Origin of the sequence: Trinickia soli, assembly GCF_002879855.1 — a bacterium.
Classification (GTDB): Bacteria; Pseudomonadota; Gammaproteobacteria; order Burkholderiales; family Burkholderiaceae; genus Trinickia; species Trinickia soli.
On sequence record NZ_PNYB01000011.1, the window covers coordinates 184,169 to 198,571 of the forward strand.

15 protein-coding genes are annotated in these 14,403 nt (G+C 61.5%); 7 read left to right on the forward strand and 8 right to left on the reverse strand.

Features of this window, described 5'->3' with window-relative positions:
• Window positions 1-10: 10 nt before the first annotated feature.
• Genes C0Z19_RS14925 through C0Z19_RS14940 form a run of 4 tightly spaced genes read left to right on the forward strand, consistent with a single transcriptional unit; the run spans window position 11 to window position 4,791 of the window.
• A complete protein-coding gene (locus C0Z19_RS14925; protein WP_102610642.1) occupies window positions 11-1,153 on the forward strand; it encodes an NAD/NADP octopine/nopaline dehydrogenase family protein in 1,143 nt (380 codons plus the stop codon).
• Window positions 1,154-1,168: 15 nt separating this feature from the next.
• Window positions 1,169-3,079 carry an IucA/IucC family protein gene (locus C0Z19_RS14930; protein ID WP_102610601.1) on the forward strand — a complete coding sequence of 637 codons (1,911 nt, stop codon included), beginning with the start codon at window positions 1,169-1,171 and terminating at the stop codon, window positions 3,077-3,079.
• Window positions 3,080-3,082: 3 nt separating this feature from the next.
• Window positions 3,083-4,381 carry an MFS transporter gene (locus C0Z19_RS14935; protein WP_102610602.1) on the forward strand — a complete coding sequence of 433 codons (1,299 nt, stop codon included), beginning with the start codon at window positions 3,083-3,085 and terminating at the stop codon, window positions 4,379-4,381.
• Window positions 4,378-4,791 (forward strand): ParB N-terminal domain-containing protein, encoded by a 414-nt coding sequence (locus tag C0Z19_RS14940; protein ID WP_102610603.1) that lies wholly within the window; start codon window positions 4,378-4,380, stop codon window positions 4,789-4,791. The genes C0Z19_RS14935 and C0Z19_RS14940 overlap by 4 nt, the downstream gene beginning before the upstream one ends.
• A 75-nt stretch (window positions 4,792-4,866) precedes the next feature.
• Here the strand turns inward: C0Z19_RS14940 and C0Z19_RS14945 are convergent, their stop codons facing one another.
• Complete coding sequence (locus C0Z19_RS14945) at window positions 4,867-6,261, reverse strand: KamA family radical SAM protein (RefSeq protein WP_102610604.1); 1,395 nt, start codon at window positions 6,259-6,261, stop codon at window positions 4,867-4,869.
• Between the two features lie 142 nt (window positions 6,262-6,403).
• Between C0Z19_RS14945 and C0Z19_RS14950 the strand changes: the two genes are divergently transcribed.
• Window positions 6,404-7,315, forward strand: coding sequence for a LysR family transcriptional regulator (locus C0Z19_RS14950; protein ID WP_102610605.1), 912 nt, complete (start codon window positions 6,404-6,406; stop codon window positions 7,313-7,315).
• 164 nt (window positions 7,316-7,479) lie between these two features.
• Window positions 7,480-8,364 (forward strand): LysR family transcriptional regulator, encoded by an 885-nt coding sequence (locus tag C0Z19_RS14955; protein ID WP_102610606.1) that lies wholly within the window; start codon window positions 7,480-7,482, stop codon window positions 8,362-8,364.
• A gap of 76 nt (window positions 8,365-8,440) precedes the next feature.
• On the opposite strand, the gene C0Z19_RS14960 is transcribed toward C0Z19_RS14955, so the two are convergent.
• The 6 genes from C0Z19_RS14960 to C0Z19_RS14985 all read right to left on the reverse strand — a co-directional run bounded on the left by C0Z19_RS14960 (window position 8,441) and on the right by C0Z19_RS14985 (window position 11,977).
• Complete coding sequence (locus C0Z19_RS14960) at window positions 8,441-8,908, reverse strand: GNAT family N-acetyltransferase (protein ID WP_102610607.1); 468 nt, start codon at window positions 8,906-8,908, stop codon at window positions 8,441-8,443.
• 18 nt (window positions 8,909-8,926) lie between these two features.
• Entirely contained in the window at window positions 8,927-9,475 is a 549-nt protein-coding gene (locus C0Z19_RS14965; RefSeq protein ID WP_102610643.1) for an aspartate carbamoyltransferase, read from the reverse strand.
• A gap of 73 nt (window positions 9,476-9,548) precedes the next feature.
• A complete protein-coding gene (arsB, locus tag C0Z19_RS14970; RefSeq protein ID WP_102610608.1) occupies window positions 9,549-10,619 on the reverse strand; it encodes an ACR3 family arsenite efflux transporter in 1,071 nt (356 codons plus the stop codon).
• 23 nt (window positions 10,620-10,642) lie between these two features.
• Window positions 10,643-11,137: an arsenate reductase ArsC gene (locus tag C0Z19_RS14975; protein WP_102610644.1), complete on the reverse strand. Its 495-nt coding sequence runs from the start codon at window positions 11,135-11,137 to the stop codon at window positions 10,643-10,645.
• Window positions 11,138-11,164: 27 nt separating this feature from the next.
• Window positions 11,165-11,641, reverse strand: a complete 477-nt coding sequence (locus tag C0Z19_RS14980; RefSeq protein WP_102610609.1) for an ArsI/CadI family heavy metal resistance metalloenzyme — start codon at window positions 11,639-11,641, stop codon at window positions 11,165-11,167.
• A 12-nt stretch (window positions 11,642-11,653) separates the two neighbouring features.
• Window positions 11,654-11,977, reverse strand: coding sequence for an ArsR/SmtB family transcription factor (locus C0Z19_RS14985; protein ID WP_102610610.1), 324 nt, complete (start codon window positions 11,975-11,977; stop codon window positions 11,654-11,656).
• A gap of 190 nt (window positions 11,978-12,167) precedes the next feature.
• Between C0Z19_RS14985 and C0Z19_RS14990 the strand changes: the two genes are divergently transcribed.
• Complete coding sequence (locus C0Z19_RS14990) at window positions 12,168-13,355, forward strand: thiolase family protein (RefSeq protein ID WP_102610611.1); 1,188 nt, start codon at window positions 12,168-12,170, stop codon at window positions 13,353-13,355.
• Between the two features lie 35 nt (window positions 13,356-13,390).
• Here C0Z19_RS14990 and C0Z19_RS14995 read toward each other — a convergent pair whose 3' ends face one another.
• Window positions 13,391-14,164 carry a GntR family transcriptional regulator gene (locus C0Z19_RS14995; protein WP_102610612.1) on the reverse strand — a complete coding sequence of 258 codons (774 nt, stop codon included), beginning with the start codon at window positions 14,162-14,164 and terminating at the stop codon, window positions 13,391-13,393.
• Window positions 14,165-14,403: the final 239 nt, after the last annotated feature.

Here is a 14,403-nt window from a genome sequence, read left to right on the forward strand (position 1 = left end):
GGCCAAGACCATGGCTCAACTGAACGTGGTCATTTGCGGCGGCGGCCGGACCGGCCATCTGACAGCCGTTCTATTCAAACAGCTGGACGGCGTACGGGTATCGCTGCTGACCAACAGCCGCGATGTCATCGACGGATATCGCCAAAGCGAACGCGGGATCACAGCGATGATGCCCGATGGCGCGACGCGTTCGGCGCGCCTGGACGCCGTCACGAGCGAGCCGCATGCCGTGCTCGCCGATGCCGACATCGTTATCGTCACTGTCCCGGCGCATGTCAGGCCGCTGCTGCTACGGACGATCGCCGGGCATCTACCTGCGTACAAGCCAGTCTACGTCGGCGCGATCCCGGGCTTTTGCGGTTTCGATTGGCTTGCCGAGCGTGCGCTGGCGGCGCATCCCAACGTCGTCATCTGGGGCATGAAAGATGTGTCGCATATCGCCTTCGATTTACAGCCGGGCGTGTCGATCAGAATGGGCGGCGCAAAGGCGGCGTTGTATGTCGCGACTCACCTACGCGAAAGCGAAGCTTCGCGCGGTGCGTTGCTCGCGCATCTGCAGCGGCTCTATGAAGCGCCTGTGGAACTGCTCGACCACTATCTGGCGATCACGCTGACTCCCGGCAATCCGATCATGCATAGCAGCGTGGTCTATGGATTGATCGGCCCCTACGCGCAGTGGCACGACAAGACGTTTGCTTCGCGCATCCGCTGGTGGACCGACTGCCCCGAACTCGGTGCGTACTTCATCGAGCGCTGCGATGAGGAGAATCAGCTGCTATGCAAGCTGGTTCAAGCGCGGCTTGGCGCGAATCTATCGTCGATCAAGCCGCTGAAGCAGGAAATCATCGAGGCCTATGACACGCAGATTGACGATCCCGGCACGATGCTGTCGGTATTGCGGACGAACCGTGCCTACGATGCCATTGAAGCTCCGTTGATCCGCGTCTCCCAGGGCGAGGGCTATGTCATCGATAAAGCGCACCGTGCATTTCATGAAGACGTGGCCTACGGTCTCGCTTTGCTGGTGGAGATGGGACGTCGCCTCGGCGCGAGATTGCCACATATCGAAGAAGTCTTTCATTGGAACGTGTCGTACATGAACGGGCTGCGCGGTTCGGCACTCGATTACTTTCCCGCTACATGGCCGGCTTGAGACAAGAACAACACTATGAAAAACACCCTTTCGCTGTTGCAGCCCGATAACGCCTTTTACGTGGAGCGCCGGCAGAGCGCGTGCGAATCGGCCCACCGCAATGCATTGCGTCGTTTGATTCGCTGCCTGTTCGCCGAAGGGATCGTCGATCCGCGCACCCTCGTTTTCGCGCCCGATAGCCGGGGCGCGTGGTTGCCGCTATGGAGCCGCCACGCATTGTTATTCTTTAGCGAACTGGAGGTCGCGCCTGCCAACACGTTCATCAATCGCGGCGCGCTGACGCTGATCGAGTCGAACGGTAAGCGTTTGACGATTGGCAGCCCGCAGCAATTGATCGATGTGCTACGTTCGTCGTTCGACTTCGTTCCAAGCGAAGAGGGTGTAGCCGGCCTGAAAGGCGACATGGCGAACAGCATCGAGAACGACGCGCTTGCCCGCATCTATCGCGACGCATGGAACGCTGCACTTCGCACGCGTATCGAGCTTGCCGATATCGGCGGCTTCGCCGGTTATCTTCGCCGCCATATGACGGTGCGCGATGCGGCGGTGTTGCTCGACCAATGGGGTTCGCTCGAAGGACACCCGTTCTATCCGACCTGGAAGAGCAAGCCGGACCTCGACGCAGAACAAGTCGCCGCGCTTTCGCCGGAATTCAATGCAACGGTATCCGTGCGCATCGCGGCGTTACGCAGCGACATGGCGTATGTCGAGCGTATGCCGCATGTCGAAAGCGTTCACGCCTGGTTCGCCGCGAACTTTCCGCAGCTATGGGTGCGTTGGCGAGATGCATTGAATGAACGAGGGCTCGACGATTCGGCTTGGCTGCCGTTGCCGATTCACGCGTGGCATCTCGAACATTTCGTCGGCAAAGAGTACGCCGCACAAATCGAGGAGGGCATATTGATCCTGGACGGGCCCGACGTCGAGACGTGGCCGTCCATGTCGTTCCGCACGATGATGCCACGATTGCCGGGGCCTGCGCCGTTCATCAAGCTGCCGGTGGCGTTGTGGCTGACGAGCGAGCAGCGCAGCCTGCAAGCGAAGTCGATTCACATGGGGCCGCGCATCAGCACCGTCATCGAGCGTATTTTGGCCGATGAGCGTGGCTTCGACGGGACGCTTGAAATCTTTCCCGAAGAGCTCGCCTATCACTACAGGCACGCGGTGCATCAGGAAGACCGGCCCGGGCGCTACCTGTCCGTTGCATTTCGCGCAAGCAAGAGGGCGTTCGAGCGTCGCGATGACCTGCTGCCGGTTACGGTGGCGGCGTTACTGACGAACTCTCCCGCCGATGGGCGTCCGCTCATCACCGAGTTGATAGAGCGGCGCAGTGGCGCAAGCGCGACAAACGAAGTAGTCGAGGCATGGTTTCGCGAATACGCGCGGGTCGTGACCCATCCCGTCATCGGTATTTATCTGCTCTACGGGATTGCGCTCGAAGCTCATCAACAGAACACGTCAGTACTGTTCGCGCCCGATGGAATGCCGAAAAGCCTGCTGATTCGCGATTTCGGCGATGGGCGGACATACAGGCCGCTGCTTGCGCAGCGCGGGCATACGCTCGAACCGTACGTCCATCCAGGGATTTTGCCGACGGTGTTTGACGGCGATATCGAACCGGTACGTTCGTTCGTGCTCGACGCCTGCTTCGTCTGCCATCTGCACGAAGTGGCGCTGCTGCTCACGCATGCCTATCGCCTGCCATCGAATCGCTTATGGACTGTTTTGCGCGAAGCGACGGCGCAATCATTCGACGCTTTCGCTGCGCGTGTTTCGGATGAACTCTGGCGTGCGGAGCGCGCGGCTTTTCTCGAACGGCCGTGGCCGACCCGCTCGGTGCTGCGCATGCATTTGCTCCAGTACGCCGACTATCGGCTTGCGCATCACCTGCCGAACCCGTTGCAACGACATGGCGCCGAGGGCTGACCGATGCCAAACGCCATCGTCGTTCCCGAGCGTGCGACACGTTTGATTCACGTACTGTTTGCGATCCAACTCGTTTCGATGGGGGCGATGGAGATGAGCGGCCCGTTCTGGCCGCTCCATCTGAAAGCGCTCAGTACGTCCGCATTCGAATTCGCTTTTGCCGGAATTGCCGTGTACGTGGGCCCGATGCTGGGCATCATGCTGACGAGCGCGTTCTGGGGGCGCGTCGGCGATCGCACGGGACATAAGTTGATGATGGTACGGGCGTTGATCGGGTTGTCGCTGACTCAGCTCGCGCTGGCGTGGGCAACCGACGTCTGGACCGTGCTGGCGTTGCGTTGCATGCAAGGCGCATGCGCGGGATATATCGCACCGGCACAGACTTACGGCGTCGGCATCGTGGCGCCGTCACGCCGTGCGCGGCTGTTTGCATACCTGCAGGTATCGACCAATCTAGGCTCTTTGCTGGGCGCGGTCTGCGGCGGCCTCATTCTCGATCACGCGACGTTTTTCTGGATCAATTTCATTGCGGCATGCCTTTGCCTGGGGTGCGCCATCGCGGTCATGGCGATTCTTCCCAACGTCCACGTGCGCAAGACGGCAGGCATTGCGTCGTGCGAACCGGTGCGTCCAGGCTCGACCATCGGCGCATCGATTTGGCGATCGTCTCCGCTTCCGGGCCTGCTAGGTATCGTCGGGATTCTGCTGGTCAGCCGAATGATCACGCAGACACCGTTTTCGCTTTATGTCAGCTCGACTTTCAGCGTCGGCAATTGGGTGGTGGGGCTTTGCTACGGCATGCTGTCGCTGGGGTTCGCGGTATCGGCGTCGCTTTGGGCGCGCTACTTCGAGCAGCGCGCGCTCGTCGCATCGCTCGTGCGCATGACCTGGATTGCGCTCGGCTGTGCTGTCCTGGCGGTGCTTGCCGCGCTCACGCGCAATGTGGGCGTGTTCGTGGCGATTCATTTCATATGGGGCGTATTGCTCGGTGCAACGACACCGGTACTGATGTCGCTGATCTCGAAGGCATCGAGCGGTATGCGCCAGGGGTACGTGCTGGGCATCGCGCAAAGTACGACGCAGCTTGCTTCGGTGGCGGGTATTGCGCTCGGCGGCTGGCTGGGGGAAGGCGCGGGCTTGCCCTACACGTATGCCTTCGTCGCGGTGTCCTATACGGTGGCCGCTGGTGTGATTGCGATGCTCCGACGTGCTCGCGGCATGACCACCGATGGCAGGGCTTCAGCCATCGATGACAGCGTTCGTATAGCGCGTGAAGCCGATGCTCCGGCGGAGGCGCAATGAGTGGCGATTGCTGCTATAGCGTCTCACTCGAACCGATTTCGTTCCTGTGCCAATCGGAAATGGTCGATGCGGATCATGTTCATGGCTTGGCGACCATCATCGGCGAAATGGGTACGTGGACGACACCGATTCCCATCGATCATGGAACCGGCATCGTCATGGACGGCAATCATCGGTTGCACGCGGCAGCTGTGCTCGGGCTGTGCTATGTGCCTTGCATCGTGCTTGACTATCTGGATCCGCGCATCTCAGTCACGCATTGGCGAACGGGAGCGCCGTTTTGCGTGGCGAGCATTCGTCGACGGATTTTGCAGGACCGGCGTTTGTTTCCCTATAAGACAACGCGGCACAGCTTCGCGCCGACGTTGCCTCGCACCGATATTCCGTTGCGTGTCTTGCAGGGAAGTTGAGAAGCGGCCGCCCGAGCGCGCGGTATGCGATCGCCGAAAGTGCGGCCGTCCGTCCATGGTCCCTGGTTACGGGCGTCACCCGTTGGCGGCGAGCGCGAGGGCCGGCCGGGGCGCTGCATCGGCATGGGTTCGCTCGGAGTGACCGACGACGGCGATATGTGCGACGCTGTCCTCTTCGAAGAAGAACTTCTTTGCGCCGAAGGCGGGCTTCAGATCGTGCAGCCACGTGGCGTTCGGATCGAACTTCGCATAGAACGGCCGGCGCACCCAGTCGGGATTGCGTGCTTGCAGGAACTGCAGCGCGAACACTTTCTCGCCGGCGATATCGACGATGCCGTCGATCACGACCTTCCCGGGGAACGCGCTCATCGAAGGGCCACGGACGGTGCGTGCCAACCCCGAGACGGTTTGGTACGCCGCCTGAAAGATTTCATAGGCTTTCGCGAGCGGCAGTTGAAAGTAGTGACTCGGCCCCGTATCGCGTTCGACGAACATGTAGTAAGGGATTGCGCCGAGCCGAACCCCCGTCGTCCACAGTTCAGCCCATCCTTTCGGGTCCTCGTTGATGTGTCGAATCAGCGGCGCCTGCATACGCAGGGTCGCGCCGGACGAGACGATCCGCTTGACGGCACGCTGAGCGATGGCCGGCCGCAGTTCTGCCGGATGATTGTAGTGCCCCATGAGCGCGAGGTTCTTACCGGCCGCAACGACCTTTTCGAACAGGCGCAACAGATCGTCCGAGTCTTTATCGGTCACGAAGCGTTGCGGCCAATAAGCGACCGACTTCGTTCCGATGCGGATGTTTTTGATGTGCGAAAGCTCGGGCGCGAGCAGCGGTTCGATATAGCCGGCGAGCGAGCGCGTGTTCATAATCAGCGGGTCGCCGCCCGTAATCAACACGTCGGTCACTTCGGGGTGCTGCTTCAGATAGGCGACTAGCTCGTCCGACTCGCGCGCGTCGAACTTGAGTTCGTCCATGCCGACGAATTGAGGCCAGCGGAAGCAGAACGTGCAATACGCGTGGCAGGTTTGGCCGGAGCTGGGGAAGAACAGCACGGTCTCTTTGTATTTGTGCTGCAAGCCGCTAACAGGCTGGCCGTTCATGAACGGTACGTTGTGCGTCATCTGGCCGGCAGGATGCGGATTCATGCGCATGCGGATCGTACGCACCGCCGCTTCGATCGCGGCCTCGTCCTTCTTCACGAGTACGAGGTCTCGCAGATGCGCATACTCGGGCGGCGACAGCATGTCCTGATGCGGAAACGTCAATCGATAGATCGGATCGTTCGGCACATCGTTCCAGTCGATCAGCTCGTCCATGACGTACTGATTCGTGCGGAATGGCAATACCCGCGAGATGACCTGCACTGCTTCGCGCAGCTCGGTGGGAAGCCGTTGCCATTGCGGGGCCTGGGTGATCGTTTGCCGGGTGTAAGGCTTGAACTTCATCGGAAGCGCGTCGTCGGACATGATGCTCCTTTCGTTTCGAAAGCCACGATTTAATGAGGAGTACTAATGGATGGATGCCGCATTTCAGGAGCCATTGTTGCGATGTGGTCCGCCACTGACAAACGATATAAACTCGCGACGTTGTGCGTTTGAGGAAGGATCTGTGAGACGAAAGATTCCGAGCATCGAGGCACTGATCGCATTCGAAGCGGCGGCGCGTCACTTGAGCTTCACCCGCAGCGCCGATGAACTTGCCCTGACCCAAAGCGCGGTCGGCCGGCAGGTCGCGCTGCTCGAGGAGTATCTGGGCGTCGCGCTCTTCAACCGGGTCAAGAAGCGGCTCAGCCTGACCGAGGTCGGCCAACTTTATGCCAAGCAGGTAAGGGAGAACCTCGAGCGCATGGAGCGCGATACGTTGGCGGCGATGGCGCATCGGAATGCGGGCGGCCTGCTCGAACTGGCCGTCATTCCCACCTTCGCTACGCGTTGGCTCATTCCGCGGCTCGCGCAGTTCTATGAGCAGCATGAGGACATCGTCGTCAACCTGACGACGCGTGCCGAACCGTTCCTATTCACCGACACGCCGTTCGACGCGGCGATTCACTTCGGCGATCCCGTCTGGCCAGGGTCGATCGCCAAGTACCTGTTCGGCGAGGAGATGACGGCCGTCTGCAGCCCCCGGCTGATGAACGGACGTGCCACCCTGGCGCCGCACGACTTGTCGAATTTCACTTTGCTGCATCAATCGGCACGCCCCGATGCATGGCGCCAATGGCTTGCGCAGGCGGGCGTCCATGAAGCCGACTGTATGAAAGGGCAGCGCTACGAGCTGTTTTCGATGCTCGTCGAGGCTGCACGAGCGGGCCTGGGCATCGCGCTTGTCCCACGATTTCTCGCATCGCAAGAGTTGGCGACGGGCGAACTGGTCTGTCCATGCGATTTGCCACTGCGCAGCGATAAGGGCTACTACCTCGTCTATCCCGAGCACAAGCAGAATTCGCCGTGGCTGCAGGCGTTTGAATCGTGGTTGCTGTCGGCCGCAAGCCGGTATGTCGAACGCGACGCAGACGCCTAGCGTCGCGGTGTGCGGCTTGCGTGGCTTGCGTATGAGGCGCTTCGCGTCGTCGCCGATTCACAGCGGCGTGCGCTCCAATATCGAGGTGACGACGCCATACGGAATTCTTCGGCCGCCATGATAAAGTCGCGAATCTTTCGTTCAATGATGAATGGATTTCATCAATGGAAAATGCCGAGCTGGCTGAGTTAGCGGTCTTTGCCGCGGTGGCGAAGCACTTGAGCTTCCGTCAAGCGGCCACTGACCGCGGGACTTCGTCCTCCGCGATCAGTCATTCGATCCGCAGCCTCGAAGCTCGGGTGGGCGTCAGGCTTTTCCACCGCACGACGCGCAGCGTGTCCCTGACCGAGGCCGGAGAAATGTTGTACGCGCAGTTGAACCCTGCGCTCTCGAGCATGCGAGCTGCCGTGGACGGGCTGAACTCCTACCGTGCTACGCCTTTCGGTACGCTGCGTCTCAACGTTCCGACGTCGATTGCTCCGTTCGTCCTCGGCGATGCGATGGAATCGTTGCTGAGGCGGAACCCTGGCCTGAAGCTGGAGGTGACGGCGACCGATACGCTCGTCGACATCGTGGAGGCAGGTTTCGATGCCGGCATTCGTTTCGGCGAGCGCCTGTCGCAGGATATGGTTGCCGTGCGCATCAAGTCGAAATTGCGCTTTGCGGTCGTCGGTTCTCCCGGCTACTTCGAAGGCAGGCAAATCCCCGCTACGCCGCATGACTTGCAGAATCACACCTGCATTCGCTATGCATTCCCGAGTGGCGCAATTCTCAACTGGGAGTTTCTGAAGAATGGGGAGGCGATTCACGTCGATGTCAACGGTGCGCTGACGGTCGATAGCCAGGAGTTGATGGTGGAGGCCGCCGTGCGCGGCTTGGGTCTCGCCTATGTATGGGAAGAGCGCGCCGCGCCCTATCTGCGCGACGGCCGGCTCGAGCGCTGCCTCGATGATTGGTGTGCTGTCGAAGAGGGCCTGTTCTTGTACTTTCCCAGCCGCAGGCACCAGTCGGCCGGCCTGAAGGCTTTGATCGAGGCGTTGAAGGCGTAGGGTGTTGCGCTCTTTGGTGCGTCACGATCGAGACCAGGTGAATGCGCAAGGGCAGCCCTTCGTAAGTGCTCCTCACCTAAGCGCAATCGGAATTCAGCGGTTTCCACCAGCACGGGTGCGTCTGCGGACAGAGGTGCGTGAATTCGGGCAGAGCGCGGATCGCCTCGGGAACGTCGTTTCGCTCGATGCGCGTGAATCCGCGCCGTGCAAAGAAGAGCTGGGCGACTTCATCGTTCGGTATAAGGTAAAGCGCGCCGAGCGATCGCGCTTGCGCCAGCGCAATGGAAGCGTTGCTAAGGCGGGTGCCCAGCCCCGATGCGCGCAGTCCGGGCTGAACGGCGACGGAACGCAACAAGGCTGCATCGCCGGCTGGCTCCAGTCCCGCCACCCCGACGATCTTGGCGTCGCGCACGGCGACGTAGAAACCGTCGAGACTCTGCGCTGTCAGGTCGCTCGCGGGTAGCCCGCACGTGTCAAGCAACGTGCGAATGCCGTCCAGGTCCGCGGCGGTTGCGCGGCGAATGTCGTATTCAGCCGTGCTCATGGCAACCCCCTCTTGTATTCATCGCGTCGACGCGTCTGCCGGATGGTGATGCATCGCGCCCGAATCGTGCCCTGCCATCGCATCGTGCCCGTGATCGGACAACTGGGCATCGAACCAATCGTGCAGCGCGTCGACGAGACGCGGCCGCTCGCTGCGATACACGATTTCTCCGCCGTCGCGCACGTCGTGATAGTCGATCTTCAGCTCGCCGGGGTGTGCCGTACGCAATACGGCGAGGCCCGGCATGTCGTTGCCGTGGATCTGCTCCGGTGCACCGAAATCTCCCGCCGAGAACCGACGGGCAATCGTCGCGAGATGTCTGCGGATCAGCGCAACTTGTTTCGGATCGGGGTGTTTCGTGACGACCCGCTGGACGCCGCCGTCGGCCGTCTTCGTGAAGATGTGGGTGGTCGCCGCGAGCGAGAACGGCATCACGTCCGCACCGTGCTGCGCCACTTCGTTCTGGCGTGCCGTGACGTCGTCCGCAAGGATGGGCGGCGAAACAACGGCCGTGCCGAGCAGTACGACGATCGATGCCGCAAGGGCACCAGCAGAAAGGCGTTTCATCGGATATCCCGGTTTGAAGGCGTACCAGGCGCGCGGCGTGCTCGCTTCACTCGCCTGATGGTTTTCGAATGTCTCACGCACGTTCGTACCAGTCCTTTGAACGATTGACGATACGAACCACGAGCAGCATGACCGGCACTTCGATCAGCACGCCTACCACGGTGGCCAGCGCCGCGCCGGAATTGAAGCCGAACAGGCTGATGGCAGCCGCGACCGCGAGTTCGAAGAAGTTGGATGCGCCGATGAGCGCCGACGGACAGGCCACGTTGTGTTTTTCGCCGACCGCGCGGTTGAGCCAGTAGGCGAGCGCCGCGTTGAAGAACACCTGGATCAGGATCGGCACTGCGAGCAGCGCGATGACCAGAGGTTGCCCGAGGATCGCTTCGCCCTGGAACGCGAACAGCAACACCAGCGTCGCGAGCAGCGCCGTGATGGACCAGGGCCCGATTTTGGCCATCGCCGCATCGAACACGGCCTGCCCCTTGGCGAGCAGCGCTTTGCGTAGCATCTGCGCAAGCGCGACCGGGATCACGATGTAGAGCACGACCGACGTGAGCAGCGTCGCCCAGGGCACGGTGATGGCCGAGATGCCGAGCAGCAGGCCGACGAGCGGCGCAAAGGCGACCACCATGATGCTGTCGTTGAGCGCCACCTGGGAGAGCGTGAACAGCGGATCGCCACCGGTCAGCCGGCTCCAGACGAACACCATCGCCGTGCAAGGTGCGGCGGCCAGCAGGATGAGGCCGGCGACGTAGCTGTCGAGTTGCGCGGCAGGCAGCATCGGCGCGAAGAGATGCTTGATGAACAGCCAGCCGAGAAACGCCATCGAGAAGGGTTTGACGAGCCAGTTCACGACGAGCGTGACGCCGATTCCCCGGACGTGCTGGCGGACCTCATGCAACGAGCCGAAGTCCACCTTCACGAGCATCGGGATGATCATTACCCAGATCAGCAGGCCCACCGGCAGATTGACATGCGCGTATTGCATGCGCCCGATTGCCTGGGACACGGCCGGAAAAAACTGGCCGGCCAAGATGCCGGCGACGACGCATAGCGCGACCCAGACAGTGAGGTATCGCTCGAAGAAACTGATGGGCGGCTTCGCAAGCGGCTTTCTCGAAGCGGTGACGTTGGTGGCGGTCATGAGGCGGTTCTTGGAAGGAGGGCTCAGCTTTTCAGAATGTCGTTCAGCGCGTGCTGAAGTCCGGCATCGTCCAGACGTTCCAGCGGCAGGGCGAGCAACTGCAGCATGCGATAGCCGAGGGCTTCGCGCGTGAGCTCGAATGCCTGCCGCTTGCCTTCATCGCCGCCTGTCGCATTCGACGGATCGGGGTACCCCCAGTGAGCCTTGACCGGACTTCCCGGCCAGAGCGGACAGTGCTCCGCGGCAGCGCTGTCGCACACCGTGATGACAATGCGCATGTGCGGCGCGCCGTCTACCGCGAATTCGTCCCAGCTTTTGCTGCGATAGCCCTGCGTATCGACACCCGCATGCGACAGCGCGTCGAGCGCGAACGGGTTGATGCGGCCGCTCGGCGCGCTGCCGGCGCTATACGCGCGCACGTCCTTGCCCAGCTTGCGCGCCCAATGGTTCAGCATGCCTTCGGCAAGCACGCTGCGTGCGGAGTTGTGGGTGCAGAGAATCAGTACGTTGGTGGTCATCGCGGATGGCGCTTTCATCAGTTGTTATCAGCAGCAGGCCGAACCGGCCGGCTTCACGGCAACGTCAATAGGTTTGCCACGCGGGCCGCAGCATGCCGATTTCTCTGACGACTGAGATGGCTGGTTGCCTGCGCCATAGACCGCGGCGCTATCGAGCGTATGAAAATGCTCCCATGCGATGCCTTGCGGGTCCACGATCCAGTGCTTGTCGCTGCGCGCATAGCAGCACGTGGTTTCGCCCTGGTCCAGCAATGCCATGTCCGCAGCCTTTGCCCGCTGCGCGAGCTCGGCGAGTTCGTCGGGATTGTCCACCTGAAAGCCCAGATGATCCACGCCGGCCTTGGTGCCACGCGTCGAGATGGCGAAGTTCACGCGGGGATCATCCAGCATCCATTTCGCGTAGTCGGCCTCGACCCGCGAGGGCTCGGCCGCGAACAGTTTCGTATAGAACGTGACACTGGCCGCAAGATCGTCAACGTGGACGTGGATGTGAAAGCGCTTCATGAACGTTCTCCTTCAGCATTTGCAGGAATCGGCGCCGGGATCGAGGCACGCCTCGCCCTGGCAACAGTTTTCGGTCAGAAAGGCGAGCAGCGCGTTCATCTGCTCGAAGGCGGTTCGATAGATCAGGCTGCGCCCATCGCGTTCCTGCGTCACGAGCCCTGCGTGCATCAATTCCTTCAGGTGAAAGGAGAGCGTCGCGTTGGGAACGTCGAGTTCTTCCGCGATGGTGCCGGGCGTCAGTCCACCACGGCCGGCGACAACCAGCATCCGGAATACGCGCAGGCGCAGTTCATGAGCAAGCGCCGCGAGGGCGCGGACAACGTCTTTCTGTTCCATATTTCCAATATAGTCGAAATTAATGCGGCGGGCAACATGCCATCTCTTCAACGTTCAGACTGGATTGCCGCCGGATTGGGCCGACGGGGCGGCGACGGTACGCGTGTTGACACACGTCAAGATAGACTGGACGGGCCATGGACATCATGGAAGGCCGCCTGAACGATTCATTCCTTTAAGGAGCAAGGTCATGAGCAACGTTGAAGTCGTCTTGTGCAGCCCGGTGCGTACGGCGATAGGCACCTACGGCGGGACGCTCAAGGACGTTCCAGCGCCAACGCTTGGTGCTGCCGTTATCCGCGAAAGCGTCAGGCGCGCCGGACTGCCTGTGGACAAGGTTCAATCTCTCGTCATGGGCAATGTCATTCAGGCCGGCGTGAAAATGAACCCCGCGCGACAAGCGGGTATCGCCGGGGGATTGCCGGTCGATGTGCCGGCGCTGACGGTCAACCGCGTGTGCGGGTCTGGCGCGCAGGCCATCGCCAGTGCGGCGAGCGAAATCTGGGCCGGCATGATCGATTGCGCGATCGCCGGGGGCATGGAAAACATGGATCGTAGCCCCTATCTGCTGCCGCAAGGGCGCTGGGGCGCCCGAATGGGGGACGTGACGCTGTTCGACAGCATGCTGCTCGATGGGCTCAATGACGCCTTCAGCGGCCAACATTCAGGTTGGCACACCGAGGATCTCGTGGCCAAGTGCGGCATCTCGCGCGAGGACCAGGATCGTTGGGCGCTGCGCTCTCAGCAACGCTTCGCGCAGGCTCAGGCGGCCGGCCTCTTCGATGCGGAAATCGTGCCGGTGGAGGTGTCGGGTCGCAAAGGGCCAACGGAATTTGTCCGCGACGAGCACAATCGTCCGGAGACCACCGCCGAATCGCTGGCCAAGCTCAGGCCGGCTTTTCGCAAGGACGGGACGATCACCGCAGGCAATGCGCCCGGGCTGAACAGCGGCGCAGCTGCGTTGGTGGTCGCCGGGCGAAGCTGGGCCGAACACAACGGCCTGACACCCATGGCCAGGCTCGTAAGTTACGGCGTGGGAGCCGTGGAGCCTGGCTTCTTCGGGCTGGGTCCGATTCCCGCAGTGCGACAGGCCATTGCGCGCGCTGGATGGTCTGTTGCAGACGTGGATCGCGTGGAGATCAACGAGGCGTTTGCGGCGATCGCGCTCGCATGCTTGCGTGAGTTGGGCTTTGCGGAAGATATCGTCAACGTGGAAGGCGGGGCGATCGCGCACGGCCATCCGATCGGTGCGAGCGGCGCGGTGCTGACCACGCGGCTGTTGCACCAGATGCAGCGTGGCGGAGGCCGGCGCGGTCTTGTGACGCTGTGCATCGGCGGTGGGCAAGGCATCGCGCTGGCGCTTGAGCTCTTGCAATAACCCCTTGCTCGAGCCTGGCCGAGGCAGTCGCGGCCTCAGGCTTTGCGACGACCCTTTGCGGGACGTTCGCGATTCACTCGCAACCGGAACTGAAACGTATCGCCCTTGAAATAGAGGTACTCGAAGTCGACGGGATGATCATTGCTGTCGTACGTCAGCCGTTCGACACGGAGCACGGGCACGTCGCGCTTGATCTCAAGCGCGCGTGCAATGGGCGCGCGGGCGGGTATGGCGTTGATGCTCAGATCGGCGCAGCCCAGGGAAAGGCCGCAATCGTTTTCGAGCATCAGAAAGATATCGCGCGTGGCGAGGTCGGCGCGCATCAGCTTTTTGCCAAGGGATTCGGGCAGGAAGGTTATTTCGTACGATGTCGGCTCGCGATTGAGCAGGCGCACGCGATGAATCTCCGCCACCTTCGCGCCTTCGGGAACCATGAGCCTCGCGGCGACCTCGGCGCTAGCCGGAACGAAAGTGAACGAGACCACGCGGTTGACGATCTCGTGTCCTTCGCTCGACATGGCCTCGGCAAAGCCTTGCAGCGACGTAATGTTCTGAACGGCTTTCGGCTGCGACACGAACGAACCCTTGCCATGCACCTTGAAGATCAGCCCTTCCTTTTGAAGATCGCCGAGTGCCTGGCGGATCGTGATGCGGCTCACGTCGAACATTGCCTGCAGTTCGCTCTCCGAAGGCATGCGGCTATGCGGAGGGTATCTGCCGTCGAGGATGCCACTGCGCAGCGTATCTTTGATTTGCTGATAGAGCGGAATCGGCGAATCCGGTTCGAAGGTGATCTGGCTTGTCTGCATGGTCGATGAGCGGGCGACGGGGGGATTCCACAATGCAGCTTTGAAGATGCACGATTATACCGCTGCATAGCCATCTTAGCGACGTGAGATTGACATGTTATGTCATGAAATGGCGCGTCAGCTCAACAGTCCATCTTTCGCCGGCATTCGGTTAGGGGCTTGCTGCGTCGCGCACCACCTGATGGCAAGGAATGACTCCTGAGCGTGCCAAACCGCACTCTGTTGGCGCACACCGACTT

What these genes read in the sequence shown, in the direction of transcription:
- C0Z19_RS14925 (WP_102610642.1), top strand. Translation starts at nt 11, where the DNA reads ATGGCTCAACTGAACGTGGTCATTTGCGGCGGCGGCCGGACCGGCCAT.
- C0Z19_RS14930 (WP_102610601.1), top strand. Translation starts at nt 1,169, where the DNA reads ATGAAAAACACCCTTTCGCTGTTGCAGCCCGATAACGCCTTTTACGTG.
- C0Z19_RS14935 (WP_102610602.1), top strand. Translation starts at nt 3,083, where the DNA reads ATGCCAAACGCCATCGTCGTTCCCGAGCGTGCGACACGTTTGATTCAC.
- C0Z19_RS14940 (WP_102610603.1), top strand. Translation starts at nt 4,378, where the DNA reads ATGAGTGGCGATTGCTGCTATAGCGTCTCACTCGAACCGATTTCGTTC.
- C0Z19_RS14945 (WP_102610604.1), bottom strand. Translation starts at nt 6,261, where the DNA reads ATGTCCGACGACGCGCTTCCGATGAAGTTCAAGCCTTACACCCGGCAA.
- C0Z19_RS14955 (WP_102610606.1), top strand. Translation starts at nt 7,480, where the DNA reads ATGGAAAATGCCGAGCTGGCTGAGTTAGCGGTCTTTGCCGCGGTGGCG.
- C0Z19_RS14960 (WP_102610607.1), bottom strand. Translation starts at nt 8,908, where the DNA reads ATGAGCACGGCTGAATACGACATTCGCCGCGCAACCGCCGCGGACCTG.
- C0Z19_RS14965 (WP_102610643.1), bottom strand. Translation starts at nt 9,475, where the DNA reads ATGAAACGCCTTTCTGCTGGTGCCCTTGCGGCATCGATCGTCGTACTG.
- arsB (WP_102610608.1), bottom strand. Translation starts at nt 10,619, where the DNA reads ATGACCGCCACCAACGTCACCGCTTCGAGAAAGCCGCTTGCGAAGCCG.
- C0Z19_RS14975 (WP_102610644.1), bottom strand. Translation starts at nt 11,137, where the DNA reads ATGACCACCAACGTACTGATTCTCTGCACCCACAACTCCGCACGCAGC.
- C0Z19_RS14980 (WP_102610609.1), bottom strand. Translation starts at nt 11,641, where the DNA reads ATGAAGCGCTTTCACATCCACGTCCACGTTGACGATCTTGCGGCCAGT.
- C0Z19_RS14985 (WP_102610610.1), bottom strand. Translation starts at nt 11,977, where the DNA reads ATGGAACAGAAAGACGTTGTCCGCGCCCTCGCGGCGCTTGCTCATGAA.
- C0Z19_RS14990 (WP_102610611.1), top strand. Translation starts at nt 12,168, where the DNA reads ATGAGCAACGTTGAAGTCGTCTTGTGCAGCCCGGTGCGTACGGCGATA.
- C0Z19_RS14995 (WP_102610612.1), bottom strand. Translation starts at nt 14,164, where the DNA reads ATGCAGACAAGCCAGATCACCTTCGAACCGGATTCGCCGATTCCGCTC.